Raw genomic sequence first — 17,201 nt, forward strand, 5'->3', positions numbered from 1 at the left:
CTCAGTCGCCGACCTTGCCACGCACGTAGTTGAATACGGTGCTCGCGGCATTAAAGGCAAGGCCCGCATCGACGTCGTCGAGCAATTCCTCGTTCGGATGCGCAGCGCTCGCCTGATTGCGCAGCGTGTTCACTGCATCGAGCGCACTGGCCAAGCTGACGGCCACCTTACTGATGGTGTCTGCATGGGGTCCTGTCGCCGCGAATGCCGGGTGTTTGGTACGGATCAGCTTATAGAGCTCAGTCATGCTCGGCTGGGCACCGTAGGCCAGCTTTGCCTTGTCGCAAACTTCGCGCAGGTACCCGTGGAGGGCTGTGTGCACGCGGTCCACAGCACTGGCCGCGCCATGCTCGGCTAGCAGCGTGTCCGCATTCTTGAGCGCTGTCTTGATAACCTCCAGCGTCGACTTGCTGGGCGTCTTCACGGGGACGTGCGGCACCTCTTCATCCAGTACGATGGCCAAGAGTTCCGGGGCCTCTCGTTTGAGACGAACGTGCAATGCCTCATCGGTCAATAGCGCCGTCAGCGCCTCCGGATGGTACGTGAACAGGAATTCGAGCGTCTGCAGAATACCGTGCCCATAGTCCGAATTGTGATACTTGGCCGAGTTCAATAGTCCACTGTTGGCGTAGATCTCCTCGATATCGTGCTCGCGCCCAAACTTCGCCCAGTCCGATTCGTCGAATCGATTTTCGAGCACCTTCGTGAACGTGACAAATGCCTTGTTACGTTTCTTGGAATCGTCCAACAACTTCTCAAGTGCCGACATATATTTCCCAACTCGTAATCTATTCCACATGAAGAGCGGCCTGCCAATAACCCACTCGAACCAATTCACCCACCGCGCGCAGCGCCCGGGCACCGTCAGGTGCTAGCGATTCCCAAAGTCATTCCGTTGCCGCCGCGTCGCATAGCGCCCGGTAAGCCTGCTCGACGGCGCGCCGCGCTTCGTTAGCGGAGCGAAATGCTATGGACGGCGACTGGACGATATTGAGGGCACGGGTCGTGGTAGAGCCCCGCTCCCAGCCACATCCCAGATGAAGCCCGGCATGGAGACCACCCACTGCGCCTGATGGGCGGCACGACGGACCGTGGCCAGCACGCAATCTGTGCCGATGGCCGCCGTGTACACACGGCGCGGGACACCGGACCAGCGCAACGTGCCACGCGGCACATTGCGTACCGCGCTATCGAGCCAACGCCCTTGATCGCAAACAATATCCATCCCGTCACCTCAAACCGAAGAAATCCGTCGCCAAGGGAAGCCGTTGGAGATCACGCGCCGGCCTTCCTAACCAGCCAATAACCAACCCCAACCCACCCCAGCCAAGGGCTGGGAAGCGCGACAGCGCCAAGACACCGGAATGTTGACGTCGTGCCCGAACACCCCAGCATGTAGCGCCACCGCACCCTGTTACAGCGGATACGGTACCAGTTTCGTGTTGACCGGGATAAAGCCCTTGCCACGCGCCAACGGATGGCTCGGGACTCCGCCCTGCGTCAGCCGAAGCATCATCGGCCGCACGCCCGCCTCGCGCATCAGCGCTTCGACGGCCTGCACCCGGCCCGGCAACCGCCGGCAATCCGCACCCCACGCACACAGCACCAGCTTGACGCGTCCGAAGAAATCCCGCAGGTGCCGGTCATTGTCCGGGCCGATCGGGTCGGCCACCTTCAGGAGGCCCGCCGGATCTGTCGACCGCAATGCCGCGAGGTTGGCCACCAAGATCCCGCCATAGCCATTGAATCGCGCGATCTGCATCACCTTGTTAATGGTCATGTCGCCTTGCTCGGCATCGGCCCGGCTCGGGTTGACCATCAGTACACCCATCAGCGGCAGGGCGGGATCCCAGATCCGCCAGAGGAGATACCGGAACAGGCCGCAATCCGAGAGCACCGCGCCCTTCTCCATCGGGACTTCTTCCCTCGCCGTCATGTCGCCTGCGCGCGCGATGCACCCCGCAGCCCACGCAAGAGCCACGGCAGAATATCCGCCGCCGCGATCAGCAGCATGAGTGCGAACAGGCCATACGTCTGCAGCGTGGCCTCACCCGGCGATTGCTTGCCCAGCAACGCGGGCATCTTTTCCACCACCAGCACCTGCCCCTCCGGCATCTGGACATCGTACGAGCGCGTGGCCACACTGCCTGTCGCCGTGACATCCCGATACAGGCAGCCGCTCCCCATGGCTTCGGCCCGCTGCGTCACCGGCAGACAAGAACCGGGCACGAGTGCATCGACGTGCGGGTACCGCATCGAATAGCCCAGACCTTGAAACAAGGCCCAGAACAACAGCCCGCGAATCGCAATGCCGATCATTGCGCGGACCTCGCCGTACACGTAACGAAATAGGAGGGGAAAACCATTGCTCTACTCACTCTCTGTCGTCATTTCCACGCCCGTCATTTCTTGGGCGGCTCACGATCACCGCGCCCGGCCAAAAGGTTGGCGCGATCCGTCCAGTACTGCGCCTTGGCGTAGCAAGCCTCGGCTTTCACCCTGTCGCCACGCTCGGCGGCTTCGTTGCCATCAGCCAGCCAGTGGTTCGCCCGCGTTTCCGCGTCGAGCAACCGCTCTTTCACGGTCTTGGCAGGCTTGCCCGTAGCCGCGCTGCCGTTGTTCGTGCGCATGGTACCCGGCATGGTGACCGCCTCACGGATCGTCCGCTCAACAGCAGCGCCTACGCGGTCCCGGATCTGTCTGAGCGCCGTCTCCGACTGCTCCACTTGCGACCGGTTCAGTGCCAGCATCTGCTTGACCTCGGCCAAGGTATCCACGACAAAGAGCACCGTCCCGGGCGAGCAACTTGTGGGCCCGTCCGGATTTTCGGTGAGGTCCTCCACCGGCATCAGCGTCACCAGCGGCAGCGTCTGGCTCTGCTTCAGGCCCGTGATGGCCCACGGCCCATCAAACAGCGACAGCGGGTCGTTGGGCAGGCACAGCGCATAGCGCCCGGTATCGGCATTAGTGACCGGCGCGGCCGGCGACACACGGCGGATGCTCATGTTGGGTCCTGTTGCGGGGCGCCCGGCTCGGGGACTTCCCCATAGATCACGGCCAGATCGAGACACTGGCCGTCACACTCCGGACAATGCCCGCTGTCGGTATGGTGATGCTCGCCCTGCCAGCTGCAGGCCTCGCATTCGACCACGCGGGTAGCACGCTGCATCATGCTCGGTGGCTCACTCGCGCCGCATCAGACCCAGACCGCCCAGCCCGCACAGCAGGGTCAGGCCAACGCTGATCCAGCGGAACACTGCGAAGCCGGGCTGCACATCGAAGTTCGGGCTATTTGCCACAATCGAGACGACCCAGATTGCGAGATTGCCCGCCACCAGCAGCCCACCAGCTCCAGTTGTTGTCGAAATGTCCATGTCGTGTATCCGGCGGTTCATGTGAGCGAATAGGGCCAGGGCTTCACCTGCCGGGCCCGCCTTCTAGCGCATCATACCCATACTCGGGGAGTATATCAACCATGATCTGGCGAGTCGTACTTGGGCGACGACCCCTACTGCCCCGTCGCGTCGGCGGCGCCCGGCTCAATTGGGTCGCCTCGCCGGCAATCCGAAAAGAAGTCTTCGGAGGAAATCGAGGCGCAGCCCTTGACCAGCAATGGGGCACGCACCGGCCGCAGCGTGATGCGCGCCGCGTCCTCGGGTGACATCGGAAAGAATGGCCCACCCGGTTCCTTGTGCAGGTAGAACTCCCCAATTTTTGCCTCGCAATGCTTGCAATGGTTCATGGCGAAATGACCGCCGGCGGTATTGCTGTAGTCCACGTGATAGCCCGGGCAGTGGGCGGCGATCACCTGCCGCACCGACCCGGCTGTGGCCGTCAGGTCGCTCACGAAACTGCCCGCCTCGGCGACCTCCCACGCGAGCGCCGCCTCGGGGCCTTCGCTAGCCTCTGGCAGGTCGTACCACGCCAGATGCCCAGCCGGTACCGCCAGCGCGTAGACCGGGGTCACGCCATCGCATTGCCAGCAGCGCTCGACGCTCTGCGCGACGTAATAGTGCGGCGCGATCACGTCGGGCAGCCAGTCGACCAGATCCTCCAGACGGCTGCCGGGGCCCGCAAACCAGCCGCGCGGCCCCTCCGACCAGACGGCACCGGCGGCGGCCGCGTCCTCGCGGCGGCCGGCGGAGAGCAACAGCGGGATCCGCTCGAAGCTCAGGCGGCCTGCGTCGTCGGCCCAGCCGCCGCCAAACCAGCCCATGGCCAGATAGTCCGATAACGCGATCATCGTGCCTCCAAAGTCGTCATGGGCTGGAATGGGCCCACGCTCGCCATTCTCCCAGAAGATGGGTCACCGACCGAGGACGGGCGCCGCCGGCGTCGTCGGGACCGGCCCCGGCGCCGGCGGCAGCAATTGCGGCGACGTCGCCGCCGCGCTGGGCAATTCAGGTGGCAAACTGAACGCCCCGACCGGGACGATCTCCCAGCCCATGCGTTCGCGCAGCTCGTTGTGGCGACAAGCGTAGGTTGTGGACGCACGTCCATCCGGATCCCTTGTCTCCAGCAGATAGCCCTCGCTGTACGCCCGGTCCTCGGCGAAGCAGAATGAGGCGGCGTCGCGCGCCTGCCCATCGGCCACGGCACGCACGGCGATCGCCCGGCCGATGCTTTCGGCCACCCCCGTGAACAGGACGCCAACGGCCACGCAGGGGGCGATCAGCAGCAGGATGACAAGGCGCATATCGAGCGGCGCGCGCTCAGGATTGGTTTGGGTTGACATGATGATGTAAAGAAATCGCGAGGAAATGGTGCAATGGACTGGCGCGGCCGGCGGCGGCGGTCACACGGGTGCGTCCGGTGCGCTGCGACAGTCGTCGTGGCCAATCCGGTTGAATGCAGGGTCGTACTTTTTCCAGCACTCATATTCGGCCCACGTGAGGTGCTGGTTGGCGCAGCCCAGACAGGCGCATTCCCGGCCTTCGGCGCGCGCCGCGCACCAGCGATCGCGCACGCCGTGCGCGGCGACCTTGGCGGCCACCGCCGGATAGTCGGCGGCATCGAGCCCTTCGGTAATGGTCAGTGCAGTCATGATTTTCGTGTCTCGGAATGGCGGGTCTTTCCGGGAGCAATTAGTGGCGCAGCCGTTTAGCCTCTAGCGCTACGCGCAGCGCGGAAAGCCCGGCCGTATCATCAACGATCGCATTCAGTTCGCCGTGGCTCGCTTGGCCCGCGTTTGCCTCATCAATCATCACATATGACATTTCGAGGCTCTCGCGCAGCGATGCGATCATTTGCCACCCTTCCGATACGGTGTCGGCGGGAGACGTTTGCCCGTTTGGGGTGCGCCAGCTGCCTTCATACCAAGTCGACATGAAGGGTTGATTGTCGGCTCTGCGCACGAACCAATAGGTAACGCAGGACGCACCGCCATTGGGCGGGAACCCGTCAAAAACCAGAGGCAGTTCGTCAAACTTTGGATATGCCGATCTCTTGCCGTACCACGCCGGGTTGTACGGCACGGACACCCGCCGAACTGTGAGTTGATGCGCCGGAAGGAAAGCCGAAAAGGACCAAGGCATGCCTCCAGCCTCAAGAACAAAGCCACCAAGGCCCACATCGAAGTGAGCGCCAGATGCGAGTAGGTGGGCATGCGCTGCACTGTCGATGGGCCTGTCATCCGCTCGGACGACAATTTGCGCTTCGGTCCATTCTTGAACGAGGTACTTCAACTCCACGGCATTATTCCTCAACGCCGCGTCGCAGCACGGCGCGCTCGTCATTGATGTGGGCAAGACCCTCGACCCTACGCACCAAGCGAATGTCGCCCTGCGCTGCCACGCCAAGTTGGCGGCGCAAGCGCTGTGCGGTCGCCTCGGCAAAGCGGTTGACGAAGCCATACCGGGCGCCCGTCACCAGCGCGTTGAGCACTGCCGTGATGCCGCCCATCACCAGCAGTGCGACAGCCAGCCGGCGCGTCATGGTGCCGAGTTCGGCGGCCGTGGCCGCTTGCAAGGCACGCAATGCCTGCATCGCCGACTCCGGCGCAAACATGGCGACCACCAGCAGTCCCCAGACGGTCAGGGTGGGCACCGGCATCAGCACGGCATCCAAGCCGCGCGCCAGTACGCCGATGCTGTTACGGAACTGGGCCGTATAGAGGCGCATGTCTGTGAACACGACGAGCCGGATCCCCGCATACTCGGCGTCGCTCACTTCGCCCACCCTGACGCCATTGAGCTCCACGGTCCATTGCGGACCGCTGGACGCTTCCGCGCGCCGGTGCAGCGCCGCCATGTAACGCCGACGCTGGAGCGCGGTCAGGTAGCCGGCCGCCAAGCTGCCGACGATCGCCTGCGGGATGGCCCCGAACAGCAGACAGCACGCCATCACGGCCGCCGCCGCCCATGCGCCGGCCATACAGTCGGCGCGCTGCAGGTCTTTCCATGCCACTTTCATGATTGCCTTCCTCTTCTAAAGCTACCGTTACCGTATGTGAGTGGCTCGCGCTTCAGCCGACTTGCCGTGTCTGGCACACCATGCCGCTGGTATTGCGCAAGGCCACCACACGGGTGTGCTCGGATAGACGTGTCCGTTGGACATCCAGCTGCACTGCTTGACCGTCGGCCAGTCGCGCGTAGCAGTTCGCCTCGACCTGCACGGCCACCACACTGGCGGCGACAGGCTCGCCGGCGGCATGGGCCATGGCCAACCCGACGCGATAGGTCGGTGCATGCCGCACCGGTAACAAGATCGGGAGGCCCAATACCGCAGGGAACATCGCCGCCCCTTGCCGAGCCAGTAGCTGGGTGCGCTGGGTAACCATGGCCGACCGGGCTTCGCTCGGCAGGCCCTCAAGATCGTAGGCCTTGAGCGCACACGCCGTCACAACGGCGACAATGCTCACCGCCAATCCCCCGATCAACAGCTGCATGCGTCGGACTCCATCGAAGCGGCGTCGCGCGCGGCACGGGCCTCGTGACGATCGCCCACCACGAGCGCCACCACCAAGCCCGCCGCAAACATCGAGATTGCACCCGACAGCATCAACATTCCCAACAGCGTCGGGATCGCGGACAGCACCATAACCGCCGCCGCGATGCGCACCAACAGACGGAACCTCGCCTTGCGCTGAACCCAAAGCAGGCACAGCGCTGCTAGCACGGGTACAGCAACCGGGATCACCACCATCAATTCTTCATGCCACATGTTCATTCCTTGCTAATGCCCCATCCGACAGGACAAGGCAGTGAATTGCTGCAGACAAACGCGTCCCTCTGCCTCAGGCGCGCGGCGTCTCGCTGGCCAATGCCAGCCCGAACTGCACGAACCGCTCAAACCACGCTTGCACTTGCGCCAGTGTGAGCGCATCCACGTCCACATCGATCATTGCCGTTCGCGAAGCCCAGAATCACCAGCTGGCAGCCGTTGGCGTCCGCGCTGAAATCATCGATATATGCCTCGCCACGCCGTGGCACGAATTCCATTGAAACGTGCGCGCGATCGTCGATCTCGTCGGTGTAGACCGTCGCGTGGAACCCTTGCGCCTGCATGGCGGCGGCTTGCTCCTGCAGGTAGGCCGCCACGCCCACGGCGGCGAAGCGCTTGCGCGCATGGGCGATCTGGCGGCGTCGCGTGGCAGTCTCGCTCGCTGCGTGTGCCGCAAGATGGGCAAGCGCCTGCGCTTTTACGGGTTCCATCGAATGGAGAATGCGGTCGAAATCGGTCATGATTTGCGGATGTGAGATACGGCGTCTTTTTCGTTTAACGGCAGGCGCTTATGCGCCTGCCGGTCAAGTTCGACACGACACGGTGGGCCATCGAGCACCTGCACTGCAAACGCCAAGGTTCGAGCCGAGAGGCGCGTGCGCGCCACGTCGACGAGCACCGAATCGCCACGAACGTACTGCGCTGGGCATTCCGGGGCCACCGCGACACTCAACTTTTCGGCGGGAATGCCCACGCCCCCGACGGGCTTTAGGTCCAGCACCAAGCGGAACACCGGCGAGACCGACGCTGACGCAGCAACCTCGGTAAGCGGGACAACCGTCGCACGTACCGTCACGCGGTGCAGCCCCAGCGTGTCATAGCCCGCGTAGCCACTGGTGTCCACGAGGCCAAGCAGCGCGAGTGCAAGGGTCATTTGCAGCAGGAAGGCGCTCAAACGGCCACCACGAGGCTGGACTGGCATGCTGTCCCCTTCTCAAGAAGGATGGATCAACGATGTCGGGCGTCGCGCTCCTTTTGGTAGTTCATGGCGAACTCGACGAATCGCTGGAACCACTGGCGAACGTGGTCTAGCGACAGCTCGGCGATGGTCGTCGCCGGCAGCATCTGCCGGTTGTTGGAGTGGCCCGTGTAAATTTCGGCCTTCACTGCCGCGTCGGACCACGTCACAATGTGAAGCGTCACCGTGTTGGGGCCACCGATGCCCTTCTCGTACAGCTCATGCGGCGCGGGAACAAACTCGATAGACGTCTGCACGCGGTCACTGAGGTCGTTGTCATACACCTTCACCCAGTAGTGCGCGGCTGCCATGGCCCCGGCCTGTTCCTGCAGGTAGCTGCCGACGCCTGCCTCATTGAAGCGGCTTCGGGCATACCGAATCACCTCGGTACGCTGCGCTTGCTTCGACGCCTGCTCGATCGCGACGTCTGCGGCGATCTCGGCTTCGCTAGTCTGGATCTCGGTCAGGATACGCGTGAAATCGTTCATAGAGATTGGGCCGCTGACGCGGCCTCGCGGGAAGTGGATCAGGAATCTGCGCAGTGCACGCCCAGCACAATCGACACCTTGTCGCTCGTCACCGGCGCATTCACGCTGCGGTCAATCTCGCGCTTGAACGATTCCACGTACTGCGTGCAGATCATGACGTGGGCACCCTCTACATGACGGGTCTTGGCAAGACTCACTTCCTGTCCGGCGACCGTCACACGATCGAAGCTCAGGAGCTCTTCGCGCGGCGTTGCATTCGCAGCGACGGCGCCTTGAGCGAATACGGCCATTGCGGCCGCCGGCATCAGGGTACGAATTGACATAATTTCTCCAAAGTTGGTGATACCGGTTGGCTAAGGCTTACGCCATGCCCCCCGGGTGCTAGCGGCGGCGCAGATATCGCCAATGCAGCATGGCGGCAATCAGCACCATGAGGACGGCGGCTGCCGCGAGGGAGCACCACGCGGCAATTCTGTACTGCCCGGCCGTCACGGCCACGAATTCGATGAAGATCAGCAACGCCACCAGCCCGTTGCCTTTCGGCTGGACGCCTCGATACAAACAGAGGAGCGAGCTCAACGCCACAAGCAGGTCGATCAGCAGCACAGGGACATTCCTCACACGGTTGCCGATTCAGCGGCGGCGCCATACCACGCGTCCCGCACGTCCGGTCCATAACCCGGACGCCAGAAGACTTCTCCGACGTAGGCAATGCCCACTAGGCTCGAACCATGTTCTCGGTCGGTCCAGATCCCGATGGTGGTGTCCTGACGGATCTGCGACTGCTGGATAGCGCGTTCCGTGGCCACGCGCATGTCCGCAATCACGGGATCACGCGGATCGATCTCGAAGAGGTGACCCACCTGAAAGGCAAGCGCTGGCATCGTCAACGTCCCCCCGTCACCCGGGCCGGTGCGTCGCTCATGCGATCGCATTCCACCGTGAGAGCCCCTTCGATGCGGACGTTGACCAACTGGCAGGGTGCGGCGGGCGCGCCCTGCGATGTCACTGCCCCGGACGGGATGGTCGTAGGCTCGCTGCAGGTCAGGTTGCCGGAGCCGGACAGCGCGATCCCGCTGCCGATTCCGCACAGCCGCTGACCCGTCGGCGGCGCCTGCGGCGCGATCGGCGTGCCCGTCATGTCGACCGCTTGCGCAGCAGGCATCCCCAGCATCAGTCCCGCTAGCGCGGCAATGGCGGCCAACGGGCCCCCAACACAAGTTCGCGCGTCATGTCGCATGATCCGGCTCCGACTCACTTGGTCAGCGCGATCGGCTGGCTCACCGTCAGCCGGACGAGGGCCGGCTGCGGGCCGGGCCGGACCGGCACCTCGGTCGTCTCGCCATAGCGCAGGAGCACATCCGTTTCCATGGCCTGCCCCTCGGTATCGATCAGATCCGCGCTGCAGTTCCCCGACTGGAAGTGGCGGATTTGCTTGAGCTTGGTATCGCTCAGTTTCACGCGCACGATGAAGCCGTCAGCGGTGACCGACTGTGGCTCGATCGCAAAGTGCGTCCCGACCTCGACCGGCTCATTGCGCAGTTCCACATGACCCTTGGTATCCGTGCAGGCAACAGCGGCGGGAATCGACCGCGTCGTCGCGAACTGGAAAGGACCGATCTGGCCGTCCTTCAGATCCCGGGGAAGCCAGTGCCCCTGCATCCACGAAGCGTCGCCACGCAGCAGCTCCACCTTCACTTCGGCAGTCTGGGCTAGCGACATTGCGACCGGCGTAGCCGTCTCACCGGCGGGCGGCGTCACTGCCACGACAGTGGTGGAGAGGCCTGCGACGGTGAGGGCCAGCGCGGCAAGGTAAGGGGGCTTGAGCATGAACATCCTCGTGTGCATGGCGCGCCAACAGCACGCCGGGTTGAAATCCGTAACCGGGCAACAATTGCCGGGTCGTCGATTTGGTAACGTCACAAACCGGGCATTTCTTAAGCAAATTAATATTTTTTTTCTATCCACAGCGAGCGATAGCACTCCGGCGCATGATAAGAGCGCTTAGCGCGCCTCGCCCCCGATCTGCACGGATGCGGGGCGCCCGGTCTCGTCCCGGTGCCACAGGTGACCGCGCTGATCCACCAGCATCCCGGCGGCCGCCCGACGGGCAAGCTGGCCGTGCCACGCGCCGTATCCCGTGGCTTGCCCGTCGGCACGCGTGGCGGGGGCACAGGCCGAGCAAAGCACCCTGCCCCGAACGTTTTCCGGCCAGTAGTCGGCGTCGCGATCGTGGAACAGGCCCATGGCCGTGTTCTCAACACAGCCGCACGTGTCGCAACGAAAGAGCGGCATGTCAGGCCTCCTGCACGGTGTAGCGGGCATCCTCGATCTCCAGCGGCGTGGGCGCCATGGACAGCATCTGCCGGCGCAGAACGGCGATATCGGCCTCCACGCGTGCGATCACTGCGGCGATCGCCGCCGGTGCGTTCGGCCGCGTCTCCGAGACCAGTAATTGGGTATCGGTCCCAAAGCTGAAACGCAGGTCGGCGCGGTACTCGCCATCCTCCTCATACACAGCGCCGTTGCTCTTCTTCACTTCGTAGTGCCACCCGCCGTTTTCCCAAACGTGCGGCTGCCAGCCCGGCCCGAGCTCGCGGGCCAACGCGCCCGCGCGGGCGCGAGCATTATCGAAGTCCGCTTTCTTGCAGCGGGCCCCGCATGCGGGCGAGCAGTACTCCTTGCCCCGGAGCACCGGGGTCCATCTCCCCGCCTCGGTGGCCAGTGGATACGCGTTGCCGTTCTCGATGACGTCGTTCATGGGCATTCGAAAGTGTTACGGATGGGTGGATGACAGCCTGCGCGGTACGCCGTGACACCGCGCCATGCCTCCCAGTTTAACTACTCTGGGAGTATATCGCAACACCCCTTTCGGTTGCCTGCGCTTACCCGCGTGCTCAGTCGTCGGCAGCCGTGGAAAGGCGGCCCGCTGTACCGGGCAGCGAGGCGCCGAACCGGGCCGCGCGCGCGGCCTGCGCCGCCTGCACACCGCTGGTCTGCGCCATCAGCAACTTCATGGTCTCGGGCATGGTGGGCAGGGCCTGTGCGGCGAACTTCAACAACCCCGGATCGACCAGCGTGGCCAAGAGCGCCTCGCGCTTGGCGAACGTCTCGCGGGCCCGGGCGCCGGCCAAGTACTGCAGGGAGGAGAACCACGAGGAGCCATTGCCGAGGCGCGCCGCGAGGACTGCATTGAGTTGCGCCACATCGGGCACGTGGCCGGCCCCCATCTGCATCACCACCGACACCCCGGCTATCAGCCGCAGCATGTCGTGCCGCTCTTGGCGCAGGGCGAACGGCATCGCCTGCGCGAGGCGCGCATCGAATCCCGCCAGCGTCTCATTGAGCTCACGGTAGAACGGATCGGTGATATGGGGTCGTGGTGCCATAGAGAAGCGTGGTTGTCTGCGTGAGCACACGCGCCCGAGCGCGGCGGCGCCGGGCCGCTCAGGATGGCCGTGCCGGCGCAGGCGACAGCGGAATTTCCGCCCTGCCCCGTGGTGTCAGCGCCCAGAGCTTGACCGCCCATTGTGAGTTGTCGCTCGGGAAGCTGTGGGCCAAGCCGCGCCGCTCCAGACTGCGCATGGCGCTGGCCACCGCGATCCGCGCGACGCGCGCCCGGTGGCCGATGGCCGTGCTCGACGCAATGGCATTAGGCTCCCGGCGCAGCGCCATCACGCAGCGCAGCTGAAATGCGGTGAGTGTCGTCATGACGCGGCTCCGTAGCATGCTGGGGAGTTAGACATCGCCCTCGTAGTTGTGCTCCGCCCAGACCGCCATGCGGTGTAGCACGTGCTGGGCAAACTGCGGGGCGTAGGCCTTGGCGGCGCCAAGCGACACGAAGCCACTGGCCTCAAAGCACAGATAGGCAAGGCGGAATGTTTCCCCGGCCGGGGTCTGCTCCGCACGCAGGAACATTTCCTCGCCGGCGAAGCGCGCGCTTTCGAAACCCGCCCCGGCGTCTTGCCAGATCGCCTGCGGCATCGCCAGTTTGGTCTTGCCCGCTGGGCTGACTGTAATCACCGGGTCCGTGGTCATGCTCCTCCTTGTCTTCCATGGCGCCACCCAAAGCGCGATGGGGTCGGTTATATCATATACTCTGTGAGTATGCAACCCGACACCGGCGCGCCGATGCTATCGAACGACGCGTCTCGGAACGGGGATCTTTTCCGGGGGGCCCGCAGCAAGGCTAGCCCCAGACTCCGCCCGGCCCCTCGGGCGGCAACCCGAAGCGCGCGATTGCCGCCTCTTCCGCCTCGTGCTCGCGCCGATACACGAGATGCTGGTCGACGTCCCCGGCATCCATCAACCAGACATCGCGCTCGGCGTGCTTCCACGCGTCGAACGTCTGCGCCTGCAGGCGCGCCAGCACCTCGGCGAGCGGCAACGCCGGGTCCGACACCTCATCCACGGCGCCCTCAAACCAGTCACTGTCGCTCGTACCATCCGGCAGGTTGTCTAGCACCCACCAGCCCCGGTACGTCTCGGGCGTGCGTCCTTGCAGCTCATCGGGGGGCAACTCTCGAAAAAACGATGCATGATCGTTCGGCTCGTCGCTTGCCCAGTCGTACCACCGGCAGACGATCCCGACCTGATCCCAGCGTGTGACGGTGCGCACCAGCGTCGCCTTGGTGGGGGCGAAGACCCATTCGTCCTCGCGCAGATAGACCTGATAGGGACCGTAGGCGACGCCGCGCGCTGCATAGGGCAAGGTGGCGCGGTGCGCCGCCCAGAAGGACTCCAGCGCCTCGCGCGTGGGCAGGCGCACGAAGCGGGCGCCGCCTTCCAGCGGTGTGTTCTCGGGCAGCAAGATGTCGACGGGGAGGAGGGAGGGAGTTTTCATGGTGCGGATCTGGGTAAGAACTCGCAGACCATAGCAGCGTGCCCGCAGCCATCGCAAGCGTTTTGCATTCACGAATGGATTGGCTTGGCATCGTTGTGCACAACGATGCCAAGCATTTGCAGCGGCGCAACAGGCAGCCCGGCCGCCTTCGTCTGCACGTTGCTGTCGGCCTCGTGCCGGCGATCAGATTCGCTGGCGCAGACCCCCGCTACGTGCGCGCGCAGTTCGTCCTCCAAGCGCTTCCGGGTGTATTCGTTCATGCAACTGCCTGTGTGGCAGTTGCCGCCGTTGCACCGCTAACGGTGTCGGCTTGCATGGGTAGGGAATCCGCCGCGATGTTGACAACCGCTGCGAGCGCTGCGGCGCTGGCGACGCCGGCGGGCTTCAGATAGTAGCCGCCATGGCGACGCTCATCGACGTACCAGCCGATCAGGTCGTCGTCCTCCATCTCGCGCACGAGTTTGGCCACGGCGAAGGCCGCGCCCTGCGGCCGGGCGAAGTCGTAATCGGGGTACGCGGCAAAGCCGAGCTCCGCCTTGCGCAGTCCCCGGCGCCAGTCGAACACCCCGTACCGGTGCAGATGCAGCAGGATGTTGGTCTTCGCGTCGGCCGCCGACGTATGCAGGCCTTCGTTGCGTTTGTAGCGCGCCACCATGGGCTCCGTTCGGAATGTCGTGCCCGGCTACAGGCCGAACAGGTCGTTGATCTCGCTGTGCGCCTCGACGGCACGCACCAGCCAGCGCTCGTGCCCGGGCAGCCCATCGAGCAGGCTGTCGAAGTACTGCTTGTTGCCACGCTGAGGCAAGGTCAGGAAGACTTCCTTGATCGCCTTGATGCCAGCGGTGCGATTGCCCTGCCAGTGGAACCAGCAGCCCATCGCGATCAGGTCGGCGTGCATCTGCGCCTGCTTGCCGTGCTGCGTCTGCAGCAGCTTCAGGAGCCGCGCGCCATCAGCCGGCGGCTCGGTGGCGTCGGGCTGCTCGGTCAGCGTCACGCTGCGTACCGTCGCGCCGTCGTGCCATTGCGCCAGTGCCCCACACAGAAAGGCATCGAAGGCGTCCGCCGTGCTGCGACGCACCCCACCCGTGAGTGTCACCGCAACATGGTCCTTGTAAGGGGCCACACCGGCCGCGTTGTCACGCGGCATCTCGATCTCGTAGTGAAAAATTTCGTCTCGCATGGTCATTCCTTGGCCATCAGGCCATACTGCAGAAAAAGCGCCTGATCCTCCGGGTCGGCATGGGCCGCGTCACCGCCCGCCGCGAAGAGGCTGCGCACGGCCGTGGTGACCGCCTCCTCTTCGCGCAGCAGCGCGGCCACGGCGCAGAAGTAGCCCCGCGCCCAGTGGTGCGAGGCCTTGCCACCGGTCTCTACCGTCATGCGCTTGCCCTTGCCGCCCATGGTGATCCGGAACGGCTGGTTCAGTTCCCCGCCGGCGACCACCTGCCCCACATTGCCTATTACGCTCACGCCCATGGCGTGCCCCGCTTGCGCGCCTTTGCCTGCCTTCATCGGATCTCTCCCCAACGCTTCGTGGGTGCATCGTAGCACATACTCGCTGAGTATGTTCGCGGTTTGGCCATCACGGGCCTATATCGGCTGCCACGTTATTCTCGTCGGCTACTCGCCGAGGTCATCCAGCAGCGCGTCGAAGAGGCGGACGAACTGCAGCAGGATGGCATTGAACGCTTCTGCATAGTCATTGGCGTCAATCCCATATCGCGCCACCGCCTTTTCATAGTCGGTACCCTTCCGATGTGCCACACCGGTCGATCGGACGGTCTGCACCCCATGCAGCAATGTCACATAGGCTTCGGCATCAGGGACGTTGAGCCGGGCAAGCAGTTGCCCGAGCAACGCGATGGATTTATCGGTTTCGCCGCCCTCCACAGACTTTCTTATGCCCTTCACGTTGAGCGAGTCAATCGTCGTCTTGGCGAGGCAAAGGATCAGCGCATCGAACTCGGCCTGCTCGTTCGTCAGCAAGGAACGGATGTCGTCAAAGAAATGCCGGTCCTTGTCCGCGAGCGGCAGAAAGAGCTCCCAACCAGCGCGCTCCGCCCACCGTTTGTTCAGTCGGGTAAATTTTTGCTTGAACAGGTGCGCAGGATTCTCCGACTCATGGAACTGCCCAAGGAAGCTGCGCGCGAAGTTCGCGTGGCTCATCGTGCGGCCGTCCGGAACAATGTTGAAGCTCTTCCAGTAGAGCTGTTCCTTGCTGGGGAGCTCCCGGCCCAAGTCGCCGAGGAACACCGACACATGCCCCGGTGCATTGTTATCGAGGCGCAGGCTCCACGCGCCTTTGCGTGACAGGCGCCCGTCTTCGATCTCGTAGTCCGACGATCCGTAGTACTTCTTCATGACCTCCATGCGGAAAAACACAGGCGTGAGGTAATGCGGGGCATCCGGATTGCCGCCGAAGTAGTCCCTCAGCGTCGCCGGGTCGGACGTGTGGAGGATGGGGGCGTCATCGTCGCCCCCGATCAAGAACGCCTCGAAGCGCTTCGCTTTTTCGAACGGCGCGATGCCACATTCGTGCAGCGGGGCCGCCAACAGGCGTTTCTTGCCAACGATGCGCACAAAGTATTTGTAGCCGGCGACGTACGCGCCCCCCGAATAAACCTCCGCCCGGAGCGTGTCGGACGCCACGCTCTCGATGGGATCGACCGGATCGTTGAAATGGTGCGTGAACTCGAAGTACAGGAGCAGGTCGCGCTGGGTCGCGGCCATGAAGCTGCGCAGATAGCTTCGGCGCACCTCGACCCTGTCAGCACTGAGCTTGACGACAACCACCTCGTCGCCAGCCTCGTCAAAGGTGATGTACTGGTTGGCCTTGGCATCGAAGTAGAGATTGTGCAGCAGGCGGAATTCCTCACACAGTTCGATGTAGCCGTCCTTGCGGCCGTGGAAGGTCCGCTGGTAGACCAAGCGCTGGAATGGATCGGCTGAGCGCGGGTAGTAAGTGCTGGTCTCCTCGCCACCGCTGTAGCTGGTGACGAATCCCGGGGCATCGGTGCCGATCTGGACATCCCAGCCGTAATCCGCCATCGCGCGGGCGCTTACGTCTTTGTCGGCCAGCGCGCAATAGAGCGCGCCCTGCCGGCCGCTTCTGAGGTCGCCGATGTGCTCGAACACCGTCACCCATGTGCCCTCCCCGTGCTCGGCCATCAGGAACTCCATGTCTGTATGGTGCGGACCGGCTGCCATTGTTTCGTTCTCCCCTGCCTTATCGGCGTTGCCCCTGACAATCGCGCCATCGTGGCGCGCGGTCAGGTATTTTCAACGATTCTCGCACCCCCGCCGCCGCGCAGCAGCGCCGAACACGCCGTCTTGCGGTGTTTGGTGGTACTGTACCGTTATCGTCACTAGCCAAGACACTGGAGCGCCCTCCCATGAACGCCCGCGAGGCCGAAGCCGCCCTGCTCGATCGTTGCGCCACCGTCGCCCGCTCGACGCTGCCGCTCGCGCGGGACCAGCGCGAGGCCAACGTGTTCCGGCTGGCCTCCATGGTGGTGCAGTCGCGCTTTCCGGGTGAAGCCACCCAGCTCATGGGTGCCAGCACAGCGTACTTCGCCGCGCATCCGGGCGAACAGCTGGCCGCCGCTGACGTGGTGCGGCGCGGCTGGGTCTCCAATCTTCCGCGACTGCGCGACATGCTCAGCCGGCAGCTGCAGCTGGGTTGACCCCATGG

At 64.2% G+C, this 17,201-nt stretch carries 33 protein-coding genes; 1 reads left to right on the forward strand and 32 read right to left on the reverse strand.

Features of this window, described 5'->3' with window-relative positions; all coding sequences use genetic code 11:
* Position 1 precedes the first annotated feature (1 nt).
* The 32 genes from LDO41_RS27245 to LDO41_RS27400 form a co-directional block, all read right to left on the reverse strand.
* Complete coding sequence (locus LDO41_RS27245; RefSeq protein ID WP_223994025.1) at positions 2–769, reverse strand: abortive infection family protein; 768 nt, start codon at positions 767–769, stop codon at positions 2–4.
* A 645-nt stretch (positions 770–1,414) separates the two neighbouring features.
* The gene (locus LDO41_RS27250; protein ID WP_223994027.1) at positions 1,415–1,936 is read right to left on the reverse strand and encodes a DUF1643 domain-containing protein; all 522 of its coding nucleotides are present in this window, start codon (positions 1,934–1,936) and stop codon (positions 1,415–1,417) included.
* Positions 1,933–2,319 carry a hypothetical protein gene (locus tag LDO41_RS27255; protein ID WP_223994028.1) on the reverse strand — a complete coding sequence of 129 codons (387 nt, stop codon included), beginning with the start codon at positions 2,317–2,319 and terminating at the stop codon, positions 1,933–1,935. The genes LDO41_RS27250 and LDO41_RS27255 overlap by 4 nt, the downstream gene beginning before the upstream one ends.
* A gap of 83 nt (positions 2,320–2,402) precedes the next feature.
* The gene (locus tag LDO41_RS27260; protein ID WP_223994029.1) at positions 2,403–3,005 is read right to left on the reverse strand and encodes a hypothetical protein; all 603 of its coding nucleotides are present in this window, start codon (positions 3,003–3,005) and stop codon (positions 2,403–2,405) included.
* On the reverse strand, positions 3,002–3,172 hold the full coding sequence (locus tag LDO41_RS27265; RefSeq protein WP_223994030.1) for a hypothetical protein: 171 nt from the start codon (positions 3,170–3,172) through the stop codon (positions 3,002–3,004). The genes LDO41_RS27260 and LDO41_RS27265 overlap by 4 nt, the downstream gene beginning before the upstream one ends.
* 10 nt (positions 3,173–3,182) lie before the next feature.
* Positions 3,183–3,374: a hypothetical protein gene (locus LDO41_RS27270; protein WP_223994031.1), complete on the reverse strand. Its 192-nt coding sequence runs from the start codon at positions 3,372–3,374 to the stop codon at positions 3,183–3,185.
* A gap of 134 nt (positions 3,375–3,508) precedes the next feature.
* Positions 3,509–4,243 (reverse strand): hypothetical protein, encoded by a 735-nt coding sequence (locus tag LDO41_RS27275; protein ID WP_223994032.1) that lies wholly within the window; start codon positions 4,241–4,243, stop codon positions 3,509–3,511.
* Positions 4,244–4,306: 63 nt separating this feature from the next.
* A complete protein-coding gene (locus LDO41_RS27280) occupies positions 4,307–4,735 on the reverse strand; it encodes a hypothetical protein (RefSeq protein WP_223994033.1) in 429 nt (142 codons plus the stop codon).
* Positions 4,736–4,795: 60 nt separating this feature from the next.
* Positions 4,796–5,044, reverse strand: coding sequence for a hypothetical protein (locus LDO41_RS27285; protein WP_223994034.1), 249 nt, complete (start codon positions 5,042–5,044; stop codon positions 4,796–4,798).
* Positions 5,045–5,084: 40 nt separating this feature from the next.
* Entirely contained in the window at positions 5,085–5,690 is a 606-nt protein-coding gene (locus tag LDO41_RS27290) for a hypothetical protein (protein WP_223994036.1), read from the reverse strand.
* 4 nt (positions 5,691–5,694) lie between these two features.
* Positions 5,695–6,411, reverse strand: a complete 717-nt coding sequence (locus LDO41_RS27295) for a hypothetical protein (protein ID WP_223994037.1) — start codon at positions 6,409–6,411, stop codon at positions 5,695–5,697.
* Between the two features lie 52 nt (positions 6,412–6,463).
* Positions 6,464–6,886 (reverse strand): hypothetical protein, encoded by a 423-nt coding sequence (locus LDO41_RS27300; protein WP_223994039.1) that lies wholly within the window; start codon positions 6,884–6,886, stop codon positions 6,464–6,466.
* Positions 6,874–7,161, reverse strand: coding sequence for a hypothetical protein (locus tag LDO41_RS27305; RefSeq protein ID WP_223994041.1), 288 nt, complete (start codon positions 7,159–7,161; stop codon positions 6,874–6,876). Before LDO41_RS27305 ends, LDO41_RS27300 begins: the two co-directional genes overlap by 13 nt.
* 125 nt (positions 7,162–7,286) lie before the next feature.
* The gene (locus tag LDO41_RS27310; RefSeq protein WP_223994043.1) at positions 7,287–7,682 is read right to left on the reverse strand and encodes a hypothetical protein; all 396 of its coding nucleotides are present in this window, start codon (positions 7,680–7,682) and stop codon (positions 7,287–7,289) included.
* Positions 7,679–8,143 (reverse strand): hypothetical protein, encoded by a 465-nt coding sequence (locus LDO41_RS27315; RefSeq protein WP_223994045.1) that lies wholly within the window; start codon positions 8,141–8,143, stop codon positions 7,679–7,681. The genes LDO41_RS27310 and LDO41_RS27315 overlap by 4 nt, the downstream gene beginning before the upstream one ends.
* Before the next feature lie 26 nt (positions 8,144–8,169).
* The gene (locus LDO41_RS27320) at positions 8,170–8,667 is read right to left on the reverse strand and encodes a hypothetical protein (protein WP_223994047.1); all 498 of its coding nucleotides are present in this window, start codon (positions 8,665–8,667) and stop codon (positions 8,170–8,172) included.
* A 38-nt stretch (positions 8,668–8,705) separates the two neighbouring features.
* Complete coding sequence (locus LDO41_RS27325) at positions 8,706–8,990, reverse strand: hypothetical protein (RefSeq protein ID WP_223994049.1); 285 nt, start codon at positions 8,988–8,990, stop codon at positions 8,706–8,708.
* Positions 8,991–9,048: 58 nt separating this feature from the next.
* On the reverse strand, positions 9,049–9,273 hold the full coding sequence (locus LDO41_RS27330; protein ID WP_223994051.1) for a hypothetical protein: 225 nt from the start codon (positions 9,271–9,273) through the stop codon (positions 9,049–9,051).
* An 11-nt stretch (positions 9,274–9,284) separates the two neighbouring features.
* Entirely contained in the window at positions 9,285–9,551 is a 267-nt protein-coding gene (locus LDO41_RS27335) for a hypothetical protein (RefSeq protein ID WP_223994053.1), read from the reverse strand.
* A gap of 2 nt (positions 9,552–9,553) precedes the next feature.
* Positions 9,554–9,871 (reverse strand): hypothetical protein, encoded by a 318-nt coding sequence (locus tag LDO41_RS27340; RefSeq protein WP_223994055.1) that lies wholly within the window; start codon positions 9,869–9,871, stop codon positions 9,554–9,556.
* 50 nt (positions 9,872–9,921) lie between these two features.
* A complete protein-coding gene (locus LDO41_RS27345; RefSeq protein ID WP_223994057.1) occupies positions 9,922–10,497 on the reverse strand; it encodes a hypothetical protein in 576 nt (191 codons plus the stop codon).
* 174 nt (positions 10,498–10,671) lie between these two features.
* On the reverse strand, positions 10,672–10,962 hold the full coding sequence (locus LDO41_RS27350; RefSeq protein WP_223994058.1) for a hypothetical protein: 291 nt from the start codon (positions 10,960–10,962) through the stop codon (positions 10,672–10,674).
* Position 10,963: 1 nt separating this feature from the next.
* Positions 10,964–11,428, reverse strand: coding sequence for a hypothetical protein (locus tag LDO41_RS27355; RefSeq protein WP_223994059.1), 465 nt, complete (start codon positions 11,426–11,428; stop codon positions 10,964–10,966).
* Positions 11,429–11,564: 136 nt separating this feature from the next.
* Positions 11,565–12,056 (reverse strand): hypothetical protein, encoded by a 492-nt coding sequence (locus LDO41_RS27360; protein WP_223994060.1) that lies wholly within the window; start codon positions 12,054–12,056, stop codon positions 11,565–11,567.
* Positions 12,057–12,114: 58 nt separating this feature from the next.
* The gene (locus tag LDO41_RS27365; protein WP_223994061.1) at positions 12,115–12,378 is read right to left on the reverse strand and encodes a helix-turn-helix domain-containing protein; all 264 of its coding nucleotides are present in this window, start codon (positions 12,376–12,378) and stop codon (positions 12,115–12,117) included.
* A 27-nt stretch (positions 12,379–12,405) separates the two neighbouring features.
* Positions 12,406–12,705 carry a hypothetical protein gene (locus LDO41_RS27370; RefSeq protein WP_223994062.1) on the reverse strand — a complete coding sequence of 100 codons (300 nt, stop codon included), beginning with the start codon at positions 12,703–12,705 and terminating at the stop codon, positions 12,406–12,408.
* A gap of 151 nt (positions 12,706–12,856) precedes the next feature.
* On the reverse strand, positions 12,857–13,510 hold the full coding sequence (locus LDO41_RS27375) for a hypothetical protein (RefSeq protein WP_223994063.1): 654 nt from the start codon (positions 13,508–13,510) through the stop codon (positions 12,857–12,859).
* A 68-nt stretch (positions 13,511–13,578) separates the two neighbouring features.
* Positions 13,579–13,770, reverse strand: coding sequence for a hypothetical protein (locus tag LDO41_RS27380; protein ID WP_223994065.1), 192 nt, complete (start codon positions 13,768–13,770; stop codon positions 13,579–13,581).
* Positions 13,767–14,165 (reverse strand): hypothetical protein, encoded by a 399-nt coding sequence (locus LDO41_RS27385; protein ID WP_223994067.1) that lies wholly within the window; start codon positions 14,163–14,165, stop codon positions 13,767–13,769. Before LDO41_RS27385 ends, LDO41_RS27380 begins: the two co-directional genes overlap by 4 nt.
* 27 nt (positions 14,166–14,192) lie before the next feature.
* Complete coding sequence (locus tag LDO41_RS27390; RefSeq protein ID WP_223994069.1) at positions 14,193–14,690, reverse strand: hypothetical protein; 498 nt, start codon at positions 14,688–14,690, stop codon at positions 14,193–14,195.
* Between the two features lie 2 nt (positions 14,691–14,692).
* Positions 14,693–15,022 carry a hypothetical protein gene (locus LDO41_RS27395; protein WP_223994071.1) on the reverse strand — a complete coding sequence of 110 codons (330 nt, stop codon included), beginning with the start codon at positions 15,020–15,022 and terminating at the stop codon, positions 14,693–14,695.
* 108 nt (positions 15,023–15,130) lie between these two features.
* A complete protein-coding gene (locus LDO41_RS27400) occupies positions 15,131–16,690 on the reverse strand; it encodes a hypothetical protein (protein WP_223994073.1) in 1,560 nt (519 codons plus the stop codon).
* A 212-nt stretch (positions 16,691–16,902) separates the two neighbouring features.
* On the opposite strand from LDO41_RS27400, the gene LDO41_RS27405 reads away from it, so the two are divergent.
* Positions 16,903–17,193 (forward strand): hypothetical protein, encoded by a 291-nt coding sequence (locus tag LDO41_RS27405; protein WP_223994075.1) that lies wholly within the window; start codon positions 16,903–16,905, stop codon positions 17,191–17,193.
* Positions 17,194–17,201 lie beyond the last annotated feature (8 nt).

Origin of the sequence: Cupriavidus pampae, from assembly GCF_914271485.1 — a bacterium.
GTDB classification, from domain to species: domain Bacteria; phylum Pseudomonadota; class Gammaproteobacteria; order Burkholderiales; family Burkholderiaceae; genus Cupriavidus; species Cupriavidus pampae.

Excerpts from the sequence above, each read along its gene's own strand:
- LDO41_RS27250 (WP_223994027.1), bottom strand. The coding sequence starts at position 1,936 with ATGACGGCGAGGGAAGAAGTCCCGATGGAGAAGGGCGCGGTGCTCTCG.
- LDO41_RS27310 (WP_223994043.1), bottom strand. The coding sequence starts at position 7,682 with ATGACCGATTTCGACCGCATTCTCCATTCGATGGAACCCGTAAAAGCG.
- LDO41_RS27345 (WP_223994057.1), bottom strand. The coding sequence starts at position 10,497 with ATGCTCAAGCCCCCTTACCTTGCCGCGCTGGCCCTCACCGTCGCAGGC.
- LDO41_RS27390 (WP_223994069.1), bottom strand. The coding sequence starts at position 14,690 with ATGCGAGACGAAATTTTTCACTACGAGATCGAGATGCCGCGTGACAAC.
- LDO41_RS27385 (WP_223994067.1), bottom strand. The coding sequence starts at position 14,165 with ATGGTGGCGCGCTACAAACGCAACGAAGGCCTGCATACGTCGGCGGCC.
- LDO41_RS27285 (WP_223994034.1), bottom strand. The coding sequence starts at position 5,044 with ATGACTGCACTGACCATTACCGAAGGGCTCGATGCCGCCGACTATCCG.
- LDO41_RS27395 (WP_223994071.1), bottom strand. The coding sequence starts at position 15,022 with ATGAAGGCAGGCAAAGGCGCGCAAGCGGGGCACGCCATGGGCGTGAGC.
- LDO41_RS27380 (WP_223994065.1), bottom strand. The coding sequence starts at position 13,770 with ATGAACGAATACACCCGGAAGCGCTTGGAGGACGAACTGCGCGCGCAC.
- LDO41_RS27300 (WP_223994039.1), bottom strand. The coding sequence starts at position 6,886 with ATGCAGCTGTTGATCGGGGGATTGGCGGTGAGCATTGTCGCCGTTGTG.
- LDO41_RS27260 (WP_223994029.1), bottom strand. The coding sequence starts at position 3,005 with ATGAGCATCCGCCGTGTGTCGCCGGCCGCGCCGGTCACTAATGCCGAT.
- LDO41_RS27295 (WP_223994037.1), bottom strand. The coding sequence starts at position 6,411 with ATGAAAGTGGCATGGAAAGACCTGCAGCGCGCCGACTGTATGGCCGGC.
- LDO41_RS27365 (WP_223994061.1), bottom strand. The coding sequence starts at position 12,378 with ATGACGACACTCACCGCATTTCAGCTGCGCTGCGTGATGGCGCTGCGC.
- LDO41_RS27255 (WP_223994028.1), bottom strand. The coding sequence starts at position 2,319 with ATGATCGGCATTGCGATTCGCGGGCTGTTGTTCTGGGCCTTGTTTCAA.
- LDO41_RS27270 (WP_223994031.1), bottom strand. The coding sequence starts at position 3,374 with ATGGACATTTCGACAACAACTGGAGCTGGTGGGCTGCTGGTGGCGGGC.
- LDO41_RS27265 (WP_223994030.1), bottom strand. The coding sequence starts at position 3,172 with ATGATGCAGCGTGCTACCCGCGTGGTCGAATGCGAGGCCTGCAGCTGG.
- LDO41_RS27305 (WP_223994041.1), bottom strand. The coding sequence starts at position 7,161 with ATGTGGCATGAAGAATTGATGGTGGTGATCCCGGTTGCTGTACCCGTG.
- LDO41_RS27360 (WP_223994060.1), bottom strand. The coding sequence starts at position 12,056 with ATGGCACCACGACCCCATATCACCGATCCGTTCTACCGTGAGCTCAAT.
- LDO41_RS27315 (WP_223994045.1), bottom strand. The coding sequence starts at position 8,143 with ATGCCAGTCCAGCCTCGTGGTGGCCGTTTGAGCGCCTTCCTGCTGCAA.
- LDO41_RS27325 (WP_223994049.1), bottom strand. The coding sequence starts at position 8,990 with ATGTCAATTCGTACCCTGATGCCGGCGGCCGCAATGGCCGTATTCGCT.
- LDO41_RS27400 (WP_223994073.1), bottom strand. The coding sequence starts at position 16,690 with ATGGAGTTCCTGATGGCCGAGCACGGGGAGGGCACATGGGTGACGGTG.
- LDO41_RS27405 (WP_223994075.1), top strand. The coding sequence starts at position 16,903 with ATGAACGCCCGCGAGGCCGAAGCCGCCCTGCTCGATCGTTGCGCCACC.
- LDO41_RS27335 (WP_223994053.1), bottom strand. The coding sequence starts at position 9,551 with ATGCCAGCGCTTGCCTTTCAGGTGGGTCACCTCTTCGAGATCGATCCG.
- LDO41_RS27280 (WP_223994033.1), bottom strand. The coding sequence starts at position 4,735 with ATGTCAACCCAAACCAATCCTGAGCGCGCGCCGCTCGATATGCGCCTT.
- LDO41_RS27320 (WP_223994047.1), bottom strand. The coding sequence starts at position 8,667 with ATGAACGATTTCACGCGTATCCTGACCGAGATCCAGACTAGCGAAGCC.
- LDO41_RS27275 (WP_223994032.1), bottom strand. The coding sequence starts at position 4,243 with ATGATCGCGTTATCGGACTATCTGGCCATGGGCTGGTTTGGCGGCGGC.
- LDO41_RS27350 (WP_223994058.1), bottom strand. The coding sequence starts at position 10,962 with ATGCCGCTCTTTCGTTGCGACACGTGCGGCTGTGTTGAGAACACGGCC.
- LDO41_RS27375 (WP_223994063.1), bottom strand. The coding sequence starts at position 13,510 with ATGAAAACTCCCTCCCTCCTCCCCGTCGACATCTTGCTGCCCGAGAAC.
- LDO41_RS27370 (WP_223994062.1), bottom strand. The coding sequence starts at position 12,705 with ATGACCACGGACCCGGTGATTACAGTCAGCCCAGCGGGCAAGACCAAA.
- LDO41_RS27355 (WP_223994059.1), bottom strand. The coding sequence starts at position 11,428 with ATGAACGACGTCATCGAGAACGGCAACGCGTATCCACTGGCCACCGAG.
- LDO41_RS27245 (WP_223994025.1), bottom strand. The coding sequence starts at position 769 with ATGTCGGCACTTGAGAAGTTGTTGGACGATTCCAAGAAACGTAACAAG.